Consider the following 17,966-nt stretch of genomic DNA (forward strand, 5'->3'; position numbering starts at 1 on the left):
GGGAGAAAGTCTACTGGAAGGGCAAATATCGTTCAATTAGTGAACTGCGTAACGTCTCGCATAAGCCGCATGCAACGCTAGTGCGGCTTGCGTCCCATCGCGCTGAGGAAGCGTTGCTGCAGACGCAACAGTTCCTCCAACTCAAGCAGCCGGTAGTCGATGCCGAAACGCGGCGCCACCTCGCCGATAATGCGGCTCAGCGCCGGGTAATGGCGGTGGCTCCAATGCGGGAACAGATGATGCGTCAAATGCAGGTTCGCCCCGCCGAACCAGTAGCCCAGCCAGCGCGGCCGGGTCAACCAGTCGAAGGTAGTGGCGAACACATGATGATACCAGCCGTGCGGCATCGCGCCCTGCGCCGGCGCCTGGTAAAAGTTGGCCTTGGCCCAGTGGGTGCCGATGATCAACATCACGAACAGCAATGAAGAAAGCATCTGGCTCAGCAAATAGACCAGCAGGATTTGCCCGATGCCGATGGCCGGCGGCAGCAGCCAGCACGGGATCGCCAGCGCCAGCAGCAGGTGCGCCGCCTTCCCCGCCAGAAAAGCGCTCCAGCCACGCACGCCCTGCTGCGCCATGCGGGCCGCCACGCGAGTGCGGCCCGCCCGGTCCAGCCAGTCGAACAGCCAGATGTAGTACGGGAACGTCAGCGCCGCCACCAGCGGCCAATAGTAACGCTGTGCGCGCATAAAGGGCCGCCAACGCTGGAACGGCGTTTGCCGCAGCACGCCGTTGGCGTCGATGTCGGGGTCGTAATGTTCGATATTGTTATGGGCATGGTGGAACAACACATGCCGCACGCGCCAGCAGTCAGGATCCAGCCCCAGCGGCACGCTCACCAGGGCGTTCAGCCAGCGGTTGGCCCAGGGCCGACGGAAAAACGCGTTGTGTGAGGCGTCGTGCACCACATTGACCGTCAGGAACATGCCGATAAAGATAAAACCGAAGTAACAGGCGAAAAACGCCCAGCCGTTCTGCTGCTGCAGGCTCAGCCCGTAACACAGAGCGCACAGCGCCAGCAGCAGCGCCACCTTCGCCAGCATGCCGCCGTCGGCGAAGCGGTGGTCGCCGTTGGTCGCCAGATAATGCTGAGCGGCCTGCATCAGCGCGCGATGCAACCCGCTGTCGTCGCGCCGATAGGCTAACGGTCGCAGCGCTTTCATCGCTGCCCCATGCGACGCAGGAAACGCTGTTGCTGCGCCAGCAGTTCGCGATAGCCGATGCAGCGGTACGCCATGTCGTGCCGCTGCGCCACCTCCGCCACCGCAGCGGCCAGCGCCGGGTAATGGCGGTGATTCCAGCCGGGGAACAGGTGATGCGTCAGGTGATAGTTCAAGCCGCCGGTCAGGTGCTCCAGCCAGCGCGGCTCGGGCTGCCAGTCGCAGGCGGTGGCAAAATTGTGCCGGTACCAGCCGTGCGGCATGGTCTCGCCCGTCGGCGCCGGGTAAAACTCGGCCTGCGCCCAGTGGGTGCCCAACAGCAGGAACACCACCAGCAGCGAGGCGCACATCTGGCTGAGCACGTAGGCCAGCAACACCCATCCCCAACCGATGCCGTGCAAATGACACAGGATCAGCGGCACAATCAGCACCAGCGCCAGATGGGCCAGCTTGCACAGCACGAACAGCGCCCAACCGCCGCGCCCGGCCAGCACGCGTTTTTCCCGCAGCGGCGTTTTATCGAGCCGATCGGACCAATCGAAAATCCAGGCGATGTAGGGCAACGAGAGCGCGGCGATCAGCGGCCAGTAAAGATGTTGATAGCGCATATGGGGCCGCCAGCGCTGGAACGGCGTCTGGCGGAAAAAGCCGTTCTCTTCGGTGTCCAGATCGTAGTGTTCGACGTTGGCGTAAACATGGTGGTAATCCACGTGCCGGGTGCGCCAATAGTCCGGATCGACGCCCAGCGGCAATGTCACCAACCGACCCACCAGGCGATTGGCCCAGGGCGCGCGCAGGAAAGCGTTGTGCGAAGCATCGTGATTGACGTTGACGTTGAGCAGCATGCCCATGGTCACGAACAGGAAATAACAGAGGAAAAACGCCCAGGGCTGATGCTGCAGCAGGCTCAGCGCGTAAAAACCGATGCACAACGCCATCAGCAGCGCGGCCTTGGCCAATCGCGCCGCATCGGCATAGCGATGATCGCCCGCCAGGCAAGCATGCGCCGCACGTTTGAGATCGCGGTGGAATGCCTGTTCGCCATCGGCGGGAAAACTCAGCGGCGGCAGTGATTCAACCATGCGGCTCCTCCACGGCGACCGACGCGGCCATGCGCCCCCAGCCCAGCGCGACACACAGGGCATGCAGCGCCACGGCGGCCATGGCGATATGCCAATAGCGCTGCGGCCAGCCGAGATAGCCGATAAACAGCAGCGGCATACCTACTGCGATCAACAACCAAAGCGCGCTCGCCCACGGCCGCCCTTCCGTCATGCCGCCCAATGCCACCGATCCCAACGCCAGCAACGCCAGCAGCGCCATTTGCGGCCAGCTGACGTCAGCGTAGCCATAGCCGTATTGGTAGACGTAACCGACCACCAATGAGAACAACAGCATGGCGCCGCTGAATACGCTGAACGCCGAACGGCGGTCGCGCGGCCGCCCGGGCGTCGGGCGCCAACCCAGCCGTAAATAACGCAGGAACGGCAGATTGCTCGCCCAGAACGGGTTGGCGGATGGCCTGTCGCCGCTGACGCCATAGCTGAACGGCGTGGTCGGCAGTGCCGGGCAGAAGGTGCCGAACAGCTTGTCCCAGAAGATAAAGCTGCCGCCGAAATTCTTATTGGAATACGCCATGTCCTTGACGTGGTGCACCCGGTGGTGCGCGGGCGTGACCAGAATGTTTTCCAGCACGCCGAGCTTCGGCGTCAGCGCGTTGTGATTAAACAGCTGGATGCTGTAATGAAAAATCGACACCGTGACGAATACCGACAGCGGCACGCCCGCCAGCGCCAGCAGCAAAAAGAACGGGATCGACGTCAACGACGAATACCAGGAGTTGCGCACCCCCAACGACAGATTGAAATGCTCGCCCTGATGGTGCACCACGTGCACCGCCCACAGCAGCCGGAAACGGTGGTGCAGACGGTGCAGCCAGTAGAAACCGAAGTCCCACGCCAGCAAAGCGAACAGCCACATCAACAGCGGCGGCCAGGCGTCCAATAGCCCCAGACTGAAATGTGCGGCCACGTAGCCGTAGCAGGTAATTTCCAGGCCGCGGAACAGCCACAGCATGATATGGCCGGAGTTCAGGTTGAACACCAGATCGTGCCAGTTAACCGGTTCACGGCGCCCCCACTGCAACGCCACCGCCTCGGCCACCACGATGAACAGCATGAACACTATCGGCAACGCCAGATCGCTCATCCCATTTCTCCTTTAACCACGCGCCCACGCAGGGTCTGCATGCGCAGAGCCAACCAGCCGGCGAACAGCGCCAACAGCGCGCCGCCGGCCAGATCGACAAACAAATGGCGGCGCAGTTGCAGAATGGAGAACGCGATCGCCACGCCCCACAGCATCCACAGCGCCGTGCGCATTTTGCGCTCGCCGTCGCTCAGCGCCCACACCGCCAATACCGTCAACGCCATGTGCAACGAAGGCAAACAGTTTTGCGGCGAATCCACCTGGGTTAACGCCGCCAGCAGCTGCGCGCTGATCCCAACGCCATCGTTCTGCGGATAGGCCATGGTGGTCGGCCACAACAGATAAACCGCACCGGCGCCCAACGCGGTGAGCTGCATCGCCAGCGTCAGCCATTTTATCCGCTGCAGTGGCGCCAACAGATAGCCTGCCGGGACGATGAGGAAGAACGACAGATAAAGCCAGATGGCCGAGGGGCTGAACGGGATCGCCCGGTCAAGCGCCGACGGCGGCAACAGCGTTCCCGCCCCCTGCAAGCGATCGGTCAGGTTATACACGATGCCAACCGTCCCCCAGCCCAGCAGCATCTGCCACAGCCTGAACAGTGCGTTTTTCATGTCTCCTCCGCCCGGCGCACAATGCGCCGCCGTTTGCGGTCGAACTGCGGCAGCACCGCCTGCGCCGTCAACCGCCATTCCAGCCATTCGGTGGCGATGCCCTGGCGAGCGAACAGCGCGTTCAACTGCGCCTGGCAGTGCACCAATTCAGCCTGGCTGCAATCGGCGATCAGCTCCAGTCGCCGTTCGCCATGCTGGATCAGCCGGTAATCGCTGGTTAACGGCAGCGCATTGGCGATCGTCCGGCTGCAGGCATCGGCGAACACCGCCTGCGGTTGCCGCTGCGTATCGGGCAGCATCAGCTGATCGTCACGCCGCCCCTCGATGCGGGCGATCGCCCGCGTCGGTTGCCCGCACGGACAGGGCTCCTTGCGCAGCACCAGCACATCGTCCAGCCGATAGCGCACGATAGGCTGGGTACGGCGGGTAAAGTCGGTGATCAGCGGCGTGAAACGCAATTCGTCGATCCACTGCGGTTCAATATGCAAGAACTCTTCGTTCAGATGCAACGTACCGTGCGCGCAGGTGGCGGCGAGGAAACCTTCGGTAGCCTGATACACTTCGCCGACCGCCGGAAATACCTGCAACAGCAGGCGGCGATCCTGCTCTTCCAACACCTCGGCGACCGAGATCGCTTTTTTGACCGGCAGCTTCACCTGCCCGGCCAGCACCGCCAACGCCAACGCGCGCAGCACCTGCGCCGGCGCCACGATGATGCTGGGTGCCTGCCGTTCCAATGCGGGCAAATGCCCGCTGAACGGCGCCAGCAGATCGTAAAACGCCAGGCTCAGCCAACGGTTGTTCACGCTGTGATAAAGATTATTGTCCGCCCGCAGAAACAGCGCGACGCGCTCGCCGGCCAACAGCCCGTCCGGCAGCATCTTCGCCAGCATGCCGCCGGCCCACACCTGTTGTTCGCGCGGGCTGACGACAAACACGCCGCGCTGCCCGGAGGTGCCGGACGACAATCCGACGCTGTAGCGCCCGATCTTCGGCGTGAAATCGCGATCCGCCTCGCTGCGCTGCGCGCAGGCCAGCACCGCATCGCGCCGCAGCCCGGCGGTGTTCATCCGATCGAATTGCGCCATCATCAACGCCTTGTCCATCTGTGGCCATTCGACGAACGGCCGGCGGCTGAAGCCTTGAAAATAGGGGCTCTTGCTCAGCACCCGGCGGGCAAAGCCCGCGAGCTGGCGAGCCTGATGAGCCTCCAGCGCCGCACGATCGTCAAAGCGCAGGCGCCGGGCGCGGAAATAGTGCCAAAGGGTCATGAAGGGGATCACAGGTCCCCCTCGTGGCACAGCAAAATGTTGACCTGGCCGCCCGCCCACAGCTGGTTGAGCCGCTCCAGCGTGCGGGTATACGCCGCCGCGTCGTCCATCACCAGATTGGCCAGGCGCGAAGGCCCACGTAGCGTCTGGTAACTCTGCGGCGACCAGGCGGCGTCGCTGGCCAGCAGCGTCCAACCGGCGTCGGTGAGAATAAAGGCGCCGATATGGCCGGCCGCATGCCCCGGCAACGGCACCAGCACGATCTGCCCTTCGCTGCCCGGCAGCGCATAGCCGCGCTCGAACGGTGCCAGCAGCGCGGGCAACGCCACCGAGGGAAAAGCTTCCATAAACTGCAGGTTGCTCTCGAAATCCGGCGGGATCAGGCCGGGAATAAAGGCGCGCTTCAGCGCCGCGAAACCGCGCAGATCACGGGTTTGCCGCCAGCCTTCGCCAGAACAAATAAAGTCGAGTTGACCGAAATCATGCAGCCCGGCGATGTGATCAGCGTGAAAATGCGAGACGATCAGCGTCTGAATATCCCCCTCGGCGTAACCGGCGGCGCGCAGCTGATGCACCAACGACTCGGCGGGATCGAAATAGACCGGCGTCATTCGGCGGTAAAGGCTGAACAGCCCCGACTGCGTGTGCTGCTGAAAATAACGCGCATAGCCGGTATCCCACAGCCAGCGCCGCTCTCCCACCTCCAGCAGATAGGCGCGCGCCGGGAATTTGCACACCCGGAACCCGGCGCCGCGCAGCGCCATGCAGCCGATATGCGTGCAGTAACCCACTTCAAAAACGGTGACCTTAGCCATGCTGTATGCCTCCTTGCTGCCGCAGCCACTCGCCGGTCAGGCGAATGCCCTCCTCCATCGAGTAACGCGGCCGATAGCCCAGCTCTTCAATCGCGCGGGTCTGGCTCAGCGTCATGTCAAAATGCACCGCCGCCACGCTGTAGCGCGTCAGCAGCGGTTCCTTGCCGCTCAGCGTCGCCCACAGCTCCATGCCGCCGGCCAGCGCGTGCAGCAGCGGATAAGGCACCGCCTGCAGCCGGTAGCTCAGCCCCAGTTCCTGACGCAGCAACGCATCCAGCATCTCCGCCAACCGCTGCGGCTGGTGGTTGGTAATGTTGTAAACGGCGCCGGACGGCAACCCGCGCTGCCGGCTGGCCAGTTCCATCGCGTGCACGACGTTGGGGGCGAAGGTCAGGTCCAGCAGCGCTTGCCCGCCGCCGGGCAGCCGCAGCACGCCGCGATCGCGTTCGAGCTGCTGTAACAGCCGCGGCACGATCACCCGATCGTGCGGGCCAAACAGGCCGCGCGGCCGCAGAATAATGTAGGTGGTTTGCGGATAGGTTTTCGCCTGCGCCAACAGCCGCTGCTCGGCGGCGTGCTTGCTGGCGGCATAATGATTGGCGAAGCGCCGGGCACGGAAACCTTCGTCAAGATCGTAATGCGGCCGAAAATCGAAGTAGATCGCCGGCGTGGAGATATGCACGAAGCGCCGCACGCCGCAGCGCCCCGCCGCCTCCGCCAGTTTCTCCGTTGCGGCGGCGTTGATGCGGTGAAACTCCGCTTTGCCGCCCCAGGGCGAGGACTTGGCCGCGCAGTGCCACACCCACTCGCAGCCGGTCACCAGCTGCCGGCACTGCTGCGGCGTGGCCTGCGCCAGATCGAGCGAGAAAAACTCGGCACCCAGTTGACGCAACGCTTCGCCGGCCCGCTCGTCGCGGCCGGTGGCGCGCACCTGATGTCCCGCCTCCAGCAGCCACTGCGCCGCGTTGCGTCCCAGCCCGCTGGTCGCCCCGGTGACCAGCACCCTCATGGCAGCAACACCATGCCGGCCAGCGCCAGCCCGGCGGCGGTGCCGATCAGCATCACCGGCCGACCGGGATTGAAGCGCCCGGTGGTCACGGCGGCATGCAGCGCCGTCGGAATCGACGCCGCCACCTGATTGCCATGATGGCGGTAGATATCCACCAGCGCCTCGCTGGAGACGTGCAGCCGCTTGCGCATATGTTCGAGCGACAGATGACTGGCCTGATGCGGCACCACGGTGGCGATCTGCGCCAGGGTCAAACCGCTGGCGCTCAACAGCCGGTCGAGGTAATCCTCAATCAGCGCCGACGCTTGGCGGAACAGCGGCTTGCCCTGCATATGAAACAGGAAGTCTTGCTCGCACATGCCGGCGCGCGGGTTGCGCCGCGTGCCGCCGGCGCGGATTTCGCACAGCTCGCTGCCGGCGGGATAGGTTTCCACCAGGCTGGCGAGGATGCCGCTGGCGCCGTCGCCGCGTTCCACGATGGCGCAGGCGGCGCCGTCGCCGAAGATCAGCGACGACTCTTCGTGCTGCCAGTCGATGCCGCGTGAAGCGAGATCGGCCGAGACGATGGCGATGCGTCGATACGTTCCGGCGTTCAACAGCCCCGCCGCCACCTGCAGCGCAGAGATAAAGCTGACACAGCTGCTGTTGATGTCGAAGCCCGGCGTGCCCGGCGCCAGCCCCGCCACCTTGAGAATATGCGCAGCGGTGCACGGCAGCGCCTGCACCGAAATCGCCGAGGCGGAGATCAGCAGGTCGATAGAGGCTGCCGGGAGGGCGCTGCGAGCCAGCGCGTCTTGCAGCGCGGCGGCGGCGAGTTCGGCCTGGCTGGCGTCGTCGGCGGCATGATAGCGGTAAACGATGCCCGAGCGTTTCTCAACGTAGCCGGCCGGTTTCCCCAGGCGGGCATCGAGCGTAGAAGAAGCCACGCGGTTGGGCGGCAACGCAGCCCCGGTGGCGATGATTTTCAGAGGCAGCGGCTCGGGTGAGCAAAATTGTGTGGTCATTATTGTTATTGATTAACCTGACTATCCATAAAGCGATTCTCCCGCACGACGCGAAGGCCACGCGGATCATCCCCGGTTTTTATATCCCAAAATGCCTTTCATCAAGGCGGTATCTCTTGTTATCGGCTACCACGGGCCGACGTCCGTCGGCGTAAGCATAAGCGTAACATGACTGAGATATTCAGTTTACGACATGGCGGGGAGAATGGGCAGACGGCGGGCGAATTATCGGAATAGCGCCGCCGCTGGCGATCAGCGGCGGCGAGGTCAGGCTCAACGGCGGTTGCGCACCAGTTGGTAACGGCGAGTCAGGTATTCCACCGGCGCGCTCCAGATATGTACCAGGCGGCAGAACGGGAACAGCACGAACAGCGTCATGCCCAACACCATGTGCAGCTTGAAGATCAGCGCCACCCCTTCGAGATGCGCAGAGGCGCCGGCGTGGAAGGTCACCACCGCCTGGGCCCAGGCCACCAGCTTCATCATTTCGCTGCCGTCCATATGCTGGGCGGAGAACGGAATGGTCAGCAGGCCGAGGCACACCTGTACCACCAGCAACGTCAGGATCATGATGTCGGCGAAGCTACTGGTGGCGCGCACCCGCGGGTTGGTTAACCGGCGTTTGAGCAACAGTGCGCCGCCGATCAGCGTCATCAGGCCGCAGGCGCCGCCGGCGATCATCGCCAGCTTCTGCTTCACGTCGATCGGCAGGAAGGCCTCATACATCCAGTGCGGCGTCAGCATGCCGAGGAAGTGGCCGGCGAAGATGCCGATAATGCCGATGTGAAACAGGTTGGACGCCAGGCGCATGCCCTTTTTATCCAGCATCTGGCTGGAACCGGCGCGCCAGCTGTACTGCCCGTAGTCGTAGCGCAGCCAGCTGCCGATCAGGAACACCGCACCGGCCAGATAAGGGTAGATGTCGAAGAAGAACTGATTCAAAAATTGCATGATTAGCGTCCTTTGGTTCCGGTTAACGCATCCGTCAGGTCCAGATACTGTGGCGCCACCGCGCCGGCAAAGCGCCGCTGGTGCGCCGTCTGCTGGGCGGAAGCGCAGCCCTGTTCACCGAGAAACTTGACCTGCTCCTCTTCCCACACCGCATCCAGCGCCTGCGGCGTATCGTCGCGCGCCTCTTGCGCCACCTGCATCTCCAGCGCCTGCGCCTGCACCTCGCTGCCGGACAACGCCAGCAGCAAATCGAACAGCACCGCATACGGGCTTTCACGCTGCTGCAAACGCGCCCCCAGCAGCGCCAGGATCGGCGCGATGTCCTGCAGCCCTTCGCGCGCTTGCGCCGCGTTGCGGCTGGCCAGATACTCCAGGTACAGCGGCAGGAAGTCCGGCAGCTCACGGCTGTCGATCTCCAGCCCGGCGGCGCGGTACTGGGCCATCAGATCGACCATCGCCTGGCCGCGATCGCGCGATTCGCCGTGCACGTGTTCAAACAGCAACAGCGAGGTGGCGCGGCCACGATCGAACAGTTCGCAATAGTCGGCCTGCGCGTCCAGCAACGGGCGCGCGCACAGGCGGCGGATAAACAGAATCAGCTGCGCGCTGTGGTGCAGATCCAGCTCGCTGGCCGGCTCCAATGCTTCGATCAGCGTCTGCTGATGGTCAAACAGCGCCTGCTCCGGGTAATCCAGCAGGCGGGCGATCACTTTCAGGCTGATCATGAGGCGTCCTCCGGCCGCGCAGTTTTCGCGGTCACGTCGATGGCATCGATACGGCGGCTGTTGAACAGGTTGAACTTGCCGTCGCTGCCGTGGCAACCATCGCCGAAGCTGAAGCCGCAGCCTTTGCTTTCCGGGAAGGCTTCGCGCGCCAGTTCGCGGTGGCTCGACGGCACCACAAAGCGATCTTCATAGTTGGCGATCGCCAGGTAGCGGTACATCTCCTGCGCCTGCGCTTCACTCAGACCGACCTGCTCCAGCGCGCTGGTGTCCACTACGCCGTCGACGGTTTCCGCCCGTTTGTAGTGGCGCATCGCCAGCATGCGCTTCAGCGCCAACAATACCGGTTCGGTATCGCCGGCGGTCAGCAGGTTCGCCAGATACTGCACCGGAATGCGCAGGCTCTCGACGTCCGGCAATACGCCGCTGTGCGCCAGCTCGCCGGCGTCGGCGGCAGACTGAATCGGCGACAATGGCGGCACGTACCAGACCATCGGCAGCGTGCGGTATTCCGGGTGCAGCGGCAGCGCCAGTTTCCAGTCCATCGCCATTTTGTACACCGGCGACTGCTGGGCGGCTTCAATGACGCCCTGCGGCACGCCGTCCGCCAACGCCTGAGCGATCACCGCCGGGTCATGCGGATCGAGGAAGATATCGAGCTGGCTCTGATACAAGTCCTTGTCGTTCTCCACCGCCGCCGCCTGCTCGATGCGATCGGCGTCGTACAGCAGCACGCCGAGGTAACGAATGCGGCCGACGCAGGTCTCCGAACACACCGTCGGCTGCCCGGCTTCGATGCGCGGGTAGCAGAAGATGCACTTCTCGGACTTGCCGCTCTTCCAGTTGAAGTAGATTTTCTTGTACGGGCAGCCGGTCAGGCACATGCGCCAGCCGCGGCACTTGTCCTGGTCGATCAGCACGATGCCGTCTTCGCCGCGTTTGTAAATCGCCCCGCTCGGGCAGGTGGCGACGCAGGCCGGATTAAGGCAGTGCTCGCACAGACGCGGCAAATACATCATGAAGGTGTTTTCGAACTGGCCGTACATCGCCTTCTGCAGGTTGTCGAAGTTCTTGTCCTGCGAGCGCTTTTCAAATTCCCCGCCAAGGATCTCTTCCCAGTTCGGGCCGCTTTCGATCTTGTTCATGCGCTGGCCGGTGATCAGCGAGCGCGGGCGCGCCACCGGCTGGTGTTTGCCCTGTTTGGCGGTGTGCAGATGCTGGTAGTCGTAATCGAACGGCTCGTAGTAGTCGTCCAGCGCCGGCACGTCCGGGTTGGCGAAGATTTTCGCCAGCACGCCGACGCGGTTGCCCATGCGCGGCTCCAACTTGCCGTTGATTTTACGGATCCAGCCGCCCTTCCATTTTTCCTGATCTTCCCAGGCGTGCGGATAGCCGACGCCGGGTTTGCTTTCCACGTTGTTGAACCAGGCGTATTCCATGCCTTCGCGGCTGGTCCAGACATTCTTGCAGGTAACCGAACAGGTGTGGCAACCGATGCACTTGTCCAGATTCAGCACCATGCCGACTTGCGAACGAATTTTCATTTGCTGTTCTCCTGCTGACTGCCCTGCGCGTAGTCGTTGCCTTCGTCGTCCAACCAATCAATGCGGTTCATCTTGCGCACCACCACGAACTCGTCGCGGTTGGAGCCGACGGTGCCGTAGTAGTTGAAGCCGTAGGCCAGCTGCGCATAGCCGCCGATCATGTGGGTCGGCTTCGGACAGGCGCGGGTCACCGAGTTGTGGATGCCGCCGCGTTGGCTGGTGATCTCCGAGCCAGGCAGATTCACGATGCGCTCCTGCGCGTGATACATCATGGTCATGCCGGCCGGGATACGCTGGCTGACCACCGCGCGCGCCGTCAGCGCGCCGTTGGCGTTGAAGGCCTCGATCCAGTCGTTGTCCGCGATGCCCAGATCTTTGGCGTCGTCTTCGCTCAGCCAGACAATCGGCCCGCCGCGCGACAGCGTCAGCATCAGCAGGTTGTCGCTGTAGGTGGAGTGGATACCCCACTTCTGGTGCGGCGTCAGGAAGTTCAGCGCCTTCTCCTTGTTGCCGTTCGGCTTGCTGTTGAGCAGCGGCTGGGCGGCGCGGGTGTCGATCGGCGGCCGGTACACCAGCAGGCTTTCGCCGAAGGCGCGCATCCACTCGTGATCCTGATACAGCTGCTGGCGGCCGCTGAGCGTGCGCCACGGGATCAGCTCGTGCACGTTGGTGTAGCAGGCGTTATAGGAAACGTGTTCATCCTCCAGGCCAGACCAGGTCGGGCTGGAGATGATTTTGCGCGGCTGCGCCTGAATATCGCGGAAGCGGATCTTTTCGTCTTCCTTGTTCAGCGCCAGATGCCGGTGATCGCGGCCGGTGACGTTGCTTAAGGCTTCCCAGGCTTTTACCGCCACCTGGCCGTTGGTTTCCGGTGCCAGCGACAGGATCACTTCCGCCGCGTCTATCGCGCTTTCGATCTTCGGCCGCCCCGCCGCCGGGCCGTCGGCCTTGACGTAGTTCAGCTGCTTGAGGAAATCGACCTCGGTTTGGGTATTCCAGCTGATGCCCTTGCCGCCGTTGCCCAGTTTGTCCAGCAGCGGCCCCAGCGAGGTGAAGCGCTCGTAGGTGGCCGGGTAATCGCGCTCCACCGCGATGATGTGCGGCGCGGTTTTACCGGGGATCAGGTCGCATTCGCCTTTCTTCCAGTCCTGCACGCCGTACGGCTGCGCCAGTTCGGCGGCGGAATCGTGCTGGATAGGCAGCGTCACCACGTCGGTTTCCTGGCCCAAATGGCCGACGCACACCTCGGAGAAGGCCTTGGCGATGCCTTTGTAGATCTCCCAATCGCTCTTCGAGTCCCAGGCCGGATCGACCGCCGCCGACAGCGGATGAATGAACGGGTGCATGTCGGAGGTGTTCATGTCGTCTTTTTCGTACCAGGTGGCGGTCGGCAGCACCACGTCGGAGTACAGGCAGGTGCTCGACATGCGGAAATCGAGCGTCACCACCAGATCCAGCTTGCCTTCGCCGCCCTGCTCGCGCCATTCCACTTCCTGCGGCTTCACGCCCCCCTGCTGGCCGAGATCTTTGCCCTGAATGCCGTTTTCGGTGCCCAACAGGTATTTGAGCATGTACTCATGGCCCTTGCCGGAAGAGCCCAGCAGGTTGGAGCGCCAGACGAACAGGTTGCGCGGGAAGTTCTGCGGATTGTCCGGCTGCTCGGCGGCAAAGCCCAGCGAGCCGTTCTTCAGGCTGTCGACGGTAAATTCGACCGGCGATTGGCCGGCCGCGCGGGCCTGCTCCGCCAGGCGCAGCGGGTTGGTGCCCAGCTGCGGCGCCGACGGCAGCCAGCCCATGCGCTCGGCGCGCACGTTGAAGTCGATCAGGCTGCCGCCGAAGCGCGACTTGTCCGCCAGCGGCGACAGCAGCTCGTCGGTGCCGACGGTTTCATAGCGCCATTGGCTGGAATGGTTGTAGAAGAACGAGGTGCTGTTCATGTGGCGCGGCGGGCGCTGCCAGTCGAGGCCGAACGCCAGCGGCAGCCAGCCGGTTTGCGGCCGCAGTTTTTCCTGGCCGACGTAGTGCGCCCAGCCGCCGCCGCTCTGGCCGACGCAACCGCAGAAGATCAGCATGTTGATCAGGCCGCGGTAGGTCATGTCCATGTGATACCAGTGGTTGACGCCGGCGCCGACGATGATCATCGAACGGCCGTGGGTCTTCTCGGCGTTTTCCGCGAACTCGCGGGCAATGCGGATGATGTTGTGGCGCGATACGCCGGTGATCTGTTCGGCCCAGGCCGGGCTGTAAGCCTTGACCTCGTCATAGTCGGCAGCGCAGTTGGCGTCGCCCAGCCCGCGCTCGAGGCCGTAGTTGGCCAGCGTCAGATCGTACACGCTGGTCACCAGCGCTTCGCTGCCGTCCGCCAGCTGCAGGCGTTTCACCGGCAGCTTGTGCAGCAGGATCTCGTCCAGCGCCACGCTGTTGAAATGCTCGCTGTCGGCGCCGCCGAAGTATGGGAAGCCCACCTCGGCAACCTCGTCATGCACGCCCAACAGGCTGAGCTGCAGCTCGATTTCCTGCTGCGCCTTGCCTTCGCGCTGTTCCAGGTTCCACTTGCCCTTTTCGCCCCAGCGGAAACCGATGGAGCCCTGCGGCGCCACCAGATCGCCGCTGCGGCCGTCGATAGCGACGGTTTTCCACTCGGGATTGTTTTCCTGGCCCAGCCCGTCCACCAGATCGGCGGCGCGCAGCAGGCGACCGGCGGCGTAATGGCCGCCTTCACGCGGCTCCAGCAGCACCAGCATCGGCATGTCGGTATAGCGACGCACATAGTCGCGGAAGTAGCCGACTTCGCGATCCAGGTGGAACTCTTTCAGCATCACGTGGCCCATCGCCAGCGCCATCGCGCTGTCGGTGCCCTGCTTCGGATTCAGCCAGTGGTCGCACAGCTTGGCGACTTCGGCATAGTCCGGCGTCACCGCCACGGTTTTGGTGCCCTTGTAACGCACTTCGGTAAAGAAGTGGGCGTCCGGGGTGCGCGTCTGCGGCACATTGGAGCCCCAGGCGATAATGTAGGAGGAGTTATACCAGTCGGCGGATTCCGGCACGTCGGTCTGTTCGCCCCAGGTCATCGGCGAGGCCGGCGGCAGATCGCAATACCAGTCGTAGAAACTCAGGCAGGCGCCGCCGATCAGCGACAGGTAGCGGGCGCCGGCGGCGTAGGACACCATCGACATCGCCGGGATCGGCGAGAAGCCGATAATGCGATCAGGACCGAAGGTTTTGGCGGTGTAGACGTTGGCGGCGGCGATCAGTTCATTGACCTCCTGCCAGCTGGAGCGGACGAAACCGCCGCGGCCGCGCGCGACCTTGTAACTTTTGGCTTTTTCCGCATCGCCGACGATAGAGCCCCAGGCCGCGACCGGATCGCTGTGCTGCGCTTTCGCCTCGCGCCACAGCTTGAGCAGGCGCTTGCGCATCAGCGGGTATTTCAGCCGGTTGGCGCTGTACAGGTACCAGGAGTAGCTGGCGCCGCGCGGGCAGCCGCGCGGTTCATGGTTGGGCAGATCGGGACGGGTGCGCGGATAGTCGGTTTGCTGGGTTTCCCAGGTCACCAGACCATTCTTCACGTAGATCTTCCAACTGCAGGAACCGGTGCAGTTCACGCCGTGGGTGGAACGCACCACTTTGTCGTGCTGCCAGCGGCTGCGGTAGCCGTCTTCCCAGTCGCGGTTGGTGTTCAAGGTCTGGCCGTGCTCGCCAGAAAAAGGCTCCGCCAACTGCTTGAAATAGCGGAAACGGTCTAAAAATTTGCTCATCCGGAATGCTCCTGAAGGCTCTTGTCGTTATAAGAAGACATGCTCAATCTGCCGCCAGCCTACTGACGGCCAAGCGGCGGCAAATTGATTGCGATCAAGAGAAAGCGGGCGGCGACGCGCGCGTCGGGAGAGGAATACCACCAAAGTATAGGGGTGAAAAATGAGGTTAATTGATTGAATTACAATAAATAAAATGGAGCATTAGGGTAAAGGCGAACGGGCGTGAGGCAAGACGAGGTATTTGGGGGTAGGACGCGGGAGAAACCTCCCGCGTGACGTTCACTCGATGCTTTCAGCGTTGAAGCCACAGCGTCGCGGTGCCCACGGCGGGCAACGCCAGCATGAGCTCCGCCCCCCCTCCCTGCTGCCGCCAGCCCGCCGGAAGGCGCAATCGGGTGCTTCCCTCTCGATAATAGGGGTTGGCTACCAGCAGCAAGGCGCGATCGCCCAGAATAAACATCCGCGCCGGCATTTGAGGGTCGCTTCCCGCCAGCGGCGTCGATTTTCCTGTCAGCAGATAAGGGGTGAAGGCGGCGATTTGCTGCGACACGGCAGCCACACCACGCCAGGTAGCGTCAAACTCCCGTTGGTCGAAGCGGCCGGTTTTGCGCTTGTAAAACAGATCGGTATAAGAATAAAACAACAGTCCCTTGGCACCGCCGATCAGCGCCTGCCAGGCCTGATTGCGAATTTCCGCCTCTGACGGTGGATGTGGCCTACGGCGAGCGTCATAAGCGGCGTGATCCATGATTTGCATCACCACCCAGGCCCCGCGAACCTGACGGGCGGCCTGTACCGTCAGGGCGGTATAACGCGTGGTGCGCGTCAGATCGCTATCGTTCCCCACCGGGTAAGGATCGGTCGCCAAAATGTCGCTGCTGTTAAAGTAGGCGTCCAACTCCCCGGTTTTGTTCAACACCTGGAAGGTAGGATGATCGCCGTCAAGCCGCTTTATTTGCAGGTTTTTTTCCTCGATCTTATCGAGATACTCCGGCCCCAGTTCATCGTTGATGTACCAGGCGAGCAGGTTGGGCTGAGAGCGCAAACGCTGCACGTACCAGGCCGTCATCGCCGCGTAGTCGCCACCGCGAACGGCCGGAGCGAAACGGCTGCCGCTGTACTGATCTTTGACGGAGTAAATGACCAGCAGCCCGCGGTTGCGTGCGTTGCGGAAAAAGGTGTAAGGATCTTTCTTTTCCCCATAATCATAGTTCAGCACCGTGTTGAATCCCGCCGATGCGATGCGCGCCAAATGCTCATCGGTAGCCACGTTGGCATAAATGCCCAACGGGAAAAGTCGTTGACCATCGCGCAGGGTAAAGCCTTCGCTGTCGATCGCCACTTTGGCCGCAGGCTGCCCGACGCGAAAAGACAGCTCGCTACCCTGTACCGGCTGGGATTGCTGCCCGGTGACCTGCTGACGCAGGCGATATTCCCCCTGGGCCAGGCCAGTCGGCAGTTGATATTCGATACGGCGCTGCCCTTCAACCTGATAACGGTCGCGGCTACTGTGAACAACCTGCCCTGCGGCATTGAGCAATTCGCTGTCGACCTGCAAATGCTGCGGCTGCGGAGTAACCAGCAGCGTGTCGACTTTCCCCTGTGTCGACGCGCCGAGCTGATATAACGCCGGCGTAGGCGCTCGAGCACACGCATAGGCGTCATCAAACCAGGCGGTACCGGTGCTCCCCTTGCGCAGATAGACGCCAAAAGTGACTCGCGCCGCCTGCGGCGGCACGGTATAGCTGGCGCTCACCTGCCGCCAGCCGCTGTCACCGGTCACCCCTGCCGGGTAGCTGCCTTCCAGAAAGCGCCCTTGCGCATCGAAGCTCTGCAGATAAACCCCAGCACCACCGTCGCGGCTTTGCCCGCGTACGCCATGGGTCTTGAGCCAGACGCCGAAATCGATCGTCTGCCCGGGCACAACCCGCAGCATCTGGCTGAAGGTGCGGTACTGCGCGGCATCTGCATTGTCATAACGCAGACTTCCACGGCCGCTGTGCGTATCGCCGTCGGCCTGCGCGCCTTGCGCACGCCAGCCGCTGAGACCCTGTTCAAAGCCGGGGTTGGCCAACAGATTGGGTTGGCAGCTCTGCGCCAGAGCAAAAGCACTCCACCAGGCACAACAGACCAGAGCCACCCTCTGATACATCCCCTTCATGGTCATTTCCTTTTCACCACGGCATTGAACAGGTAGGTGGCGAACAGATAACAGGATTTCTGGTAAGACAGCCCCAAATGATGACGGTAAATCCGCCATTGCCAGTCTGCGGCGCGGATTTTGTTGCCCGACAGCGAATGGGTAGACAATCGGTAGCAGGCCAGCGGTTCAGGAATGCAGTAAGCCAGGCCGTTGCGCGCCTTCTGCAGCACCGCCAGCCACATCAAATAGTCCTCATGGCCTACTTTTTGCTGATACACCTTACCGATGCGCTTCTGGTTATAGATCCCGGTGAGATTGCCGATCCAGTTGCTTTTCAACATGTCCTGATAGCCAATAAGCTCATCCGCGCCACGGGTGTTTTTGACCAATTTCAGGTCGTCTTCAAAGGTGTAATAATGGGAACACACCACGTCATAGCGGCGGGTTTGCAAAATGCTCGCCTGGCGCGACAGCTTGTTGGGCAGCCATACGTCATCACTGTCACAGAAGGCGATATAGTCGCCCTTCGCCGCCTCAATGCCGATGTTGCGCGTTTCCGCCACGCCCTGGTTATGCTCATTACGTATATAGGTGAGGCGATCGTGGATAAACGGCCGCACAACCTCGGCAGTATCGTCGGTAGACGCATCATCGATCACATACAGGTGATAATCGGTAAATCGCTGGTTCAGCACGCCTAAAATCGACTCTTTAATAGAGTTCGCAGCATTGTAGGCCGGCATTATCACGGATATCTTTTCCATACT

General features: G+C 62.6%; 14 protein-coding genes. All 14 read right to left on the bottom strand.

Going from position 1 to position 17,966, the window contains the following annotated elements:
• Positions 1–77: 77 nt before the first annotated feature.
• Positions 78–1,163, bottom strand: coding sequence for an acyl-CoA desaturase (locus GKN89_RS03740; RefSeq protein ID WP_019452875.1), 1,086 nt, complete (start codon positions 1,161–1,163; stop codon positions 78–80).
• On the bottom strand, positions 1,160–2,242 hold the full coding sequence (locus GKN89_RS03745) for an acyl-CoA desaturase (protein WP_154746362.1): 1,083 nt from the start codon (positions 2,240–2,242) through the stop codon (positions 1,160–1,162). The genes GKN89_RS03740 and GKN89_RS03745 overlap by 4 nt, the downstream gene beginning before the upstream one ends.
• Positions 2,235–3,368, bottom strand: coding sequence for a sterol desaturase family protein (locus tag GKN89_RS03750; RefSeq protein ID WP_154746363.1), 1,134 nt, complete (start codon positions 3,366–3,368; stop codon positions 2,235–2,237). The genes GKN89_RS03745 and GKN89_RS03750 overlap by 8 nt, the downstream gene beginning before the upstream one ends.
• Entirely contained in the window at positions 3,365–3,982 is a 618-nt protein-coding gene (locus GKN89_RS03755) for a phosphatase PAP2 family protein (protein WP_019452878.1), read from the bottom strand. The genes GKN89_RS03750 and GKN89_RS03755 overlap by 4 nt, the downstream gene beginning before the upstream one ends.
• Positions 3,979–5,265: a F390 synthetase-related protein gene (locus tag GKN89_RS03760; protein ID WP_370520154.1), complete on the bottom strand. Its 1,287-nt coding sequence runs from the start codon at positions 5,263–5,265 to the stop codon at positions 3,979–3,981. Before GKN89_RS03760 ends, GKN89_RS03755 begins: the two co-directional genes overlap by 4 nt.
• Positions 5,262–6,068, bottom strand: a complete 807-nt coding sequence (locus GKN89_RS03765; RefSeq protein WP_154746365.1) for an MBL fold metallo-hydrolase — start codon at positions 6,066–6,068, stop codon at positions 5,262–5,264. Before GKN89_RS03765 ends, GKN89_RS03760 begins: the two co-directional genes overlap by 4 nt.
• A complete protein-coding gene (locus GKN89_RS03770; RefSeq protein WP_154746366.1) occupies positions 6,061–7,077 on the bottom strand; it encodes an NAD(P)-dependent oxidoreductase in 1,017 nt (338 codons plus the stop codon). The genes GKN89_RS03765 and GKN89_RS03770 overlap by 8 nt, the downstream gene beginning before the upstream one ends.
• Positions 7,074–8,081 (bottom strand): 3-oxoacyl-[acyl-carrier-protein] synthase III C-terminal domain-containing protein, encoded by a 1,008-nt coding sequence (locus GKN89_RS03775; RefSeq protein ID WP_019452882.1) that lies wholly within the window; start codon positions 8,079–8,081, stop codon positions 7,074–7,076. Before GKN89_RS03775 ends, GKN89_RS03770 begins: the two co-directional genes overlap by 4 nt.
• A 273-nt stretch (positions 8,082–8,354) precedes the next feature.
• On the bottom strand, positions 8,355–9,032 hold the full coding sequence (gene narI, locus GKN89_RS03780) for a respiratory nitrate reductase subunit gamma (protein WP_019452883.1): 678 nt from the start codon (positions 9,030–9,032) through the stop codon (positions 8,355–8,357).
• A gap of 2 nt (positions 9,033–9,034) precedes the next feature.
• Positions 9,035–9,757, bottom strand: a complete 723-nt coding sequence (gene narJ / locus GKN89_RS03785; RefSeq protein WP_063918517.1) for a nitrate reductase molybdenum cofactor assembly chaperone — start codon at positions 9,755–9,757, stop codon at positions 9,035–9,037.
• Positions 9,754–11,298: a nitrate reductase subunit beta gene (narH, locus tag GKN89_RS03790; protein WP_049240570.1), complete on the bottom strand. Its 1,545-nt coding sequence runs from the start codon at positions 11,296–11,298 to the stop codon at positions 9,754–9,756. The genes narJ and narH overlap by 4 nt, the downstream gene beginning before the upstream one ends.
• Positions 11,295–15,056 (bottom strand): nitrate reductase subunit alpha, encoded by a 3,762-nt coding sequence (locus GKN89_RS03795; RefSeq protein WP_154746367.1) that lies wholly within the window; start codon positions 15,054–15,056, stop codon positions 11,295–11,297. The genes narH and GKN89_RS03795 overlap by 4 nt, the downstream gene beginning before the upstream one ends.
• Positions 15,057–15,348: 292 nt before the next feature.
• On the bottom strand, positions 15,349–17,208 hold the full coding sequence (locus GKN89_RS03800; protein WP_154746650.1) for a carbohydrate binding domain-containing protein: 1,860 nt from the start codon (positions 17,206–17,208) through the stop codon (positions 15,349–15,351).
• 11 nt (positions 17,209–17,219) lie between these two features.
• The gene (locus GKN89_RS03805) at positions 17,220–17,963 is read right to left on the bottom strand and encodes a glycosyltransferase family 2 protein (RefSeq protein WP_154746368.1); all 744 of its coding nucleotides are present in this window, start codon (positions 17,961–17,963) and stop codon (positions 17,220–17,222) included.
• Positions 17,964–17,966: the final 3 nt, after the last annotated feature.

The organism is Serratia sp. YC16 (assembly GCF_009707615.1).
Classification (GTDB): Bacteria; Pseudomonadota; Gammaproteobacteria; order Enterobacterales; family Enterobacteriaceae; genus Serratia; species Serratia surfactantfaciens.

Excerpts from the sequence above, each read along its gene's own strand:
- GKN89_RS03805 (WP_154746368.1), bottom strand. The coding sequence starts at position 17,963 with ATGGAAAAGATATCCGTGATAATGCCGGCCTACAATGCTGCGAACTCT.
- GKN89_RS03775 (WP_019452882.1), bottom strand. The coding sequence starts at position 8,081 with ATGACCACACAATTTTGCTCACCCGAGCCGCTGCCTCTGAAAATCATC.
- GKN89_RS03755 (WP_019452878.1), bottom strand. The coding sequence starts at position 3,982 with ATGAAAAACGCACTGTTCAGGCTGTGGCAGATGCTGCTGGGCTGGGGG.
- narJ (WP_063918517.1), bottom strand. The coding sequence starts at position 9,757 with ATGATCAGCCTGAAAGTGATCGCCCGCCTGCTGGATTACCCGGAGCAG.
- GKN89_RS03745 (WP_154746362.1), bottom strand. The coding sequence starts at position 2,242 with ATGGTTGAATCACTGCCGCCGCTGAGTTTTCCCGCCGATGGCGAACAG.
- narH (WP_049240570.1), bottom strand. The coding sequence starts at position 11,298 with ATGAAAATTCGTTCGCAAGTCGGCATGGTGCTGAATCTGGACAAGTGC.
- GKN89_RS03800 (WP_154746650.1), bottom strand. The coding sequence starts at position 17,208 with ATGTATCAGAGGGTGGCTCTGGTCTGTTGTGCCTGGTGGAGTGCTTTT.
- narI (WP_019452883.1), bottom strand. The coding sequence starts at position 9,032 with ATGCAATTTTTGAATCAGTTCTTCTTCGACATCTACCCTTATCTGGCC.
- GKN89_RS03740 (WP_019452875.1), bottom strand. The coding sequence starts at position 1,163 with ATGAAAGCGCTGCGACCGTTAGCCTATCGGCGCGACGACAGCGGGTTG.
- GKN89_RS03770 (WP_154746366.1), bottom strand. The coding sequence starts at position 7,077 with ATGAGGGTGCTGGTCACCGGGGCGACCAGCGGGCTGGGACGCAACGCG.
- GKN89_RS03795 (WP_154746367.1), bottom strand. The coding sequence starts at position 15,056 with ATGAGCAAATTTTTAGACCGTTTCCGCTATTTCAAGCAGTTGGCGGAG.
- GKN89_RS03750 (WP_154746363.1), bottom strand. The coding sequence starts at position 3,368 with ATGAGCGATCTGGCGTTGCCGATAGTGTTCATGCTGTTCATCGTGGTG.
- GKN89_RS03765 (WP_154746365.1), bottom strand. The coding sequence starts at position 6,068 with ATGGCTAAGGTCACCGTTTTTGAAGTGGGTTACTGCACGCATATCGGC.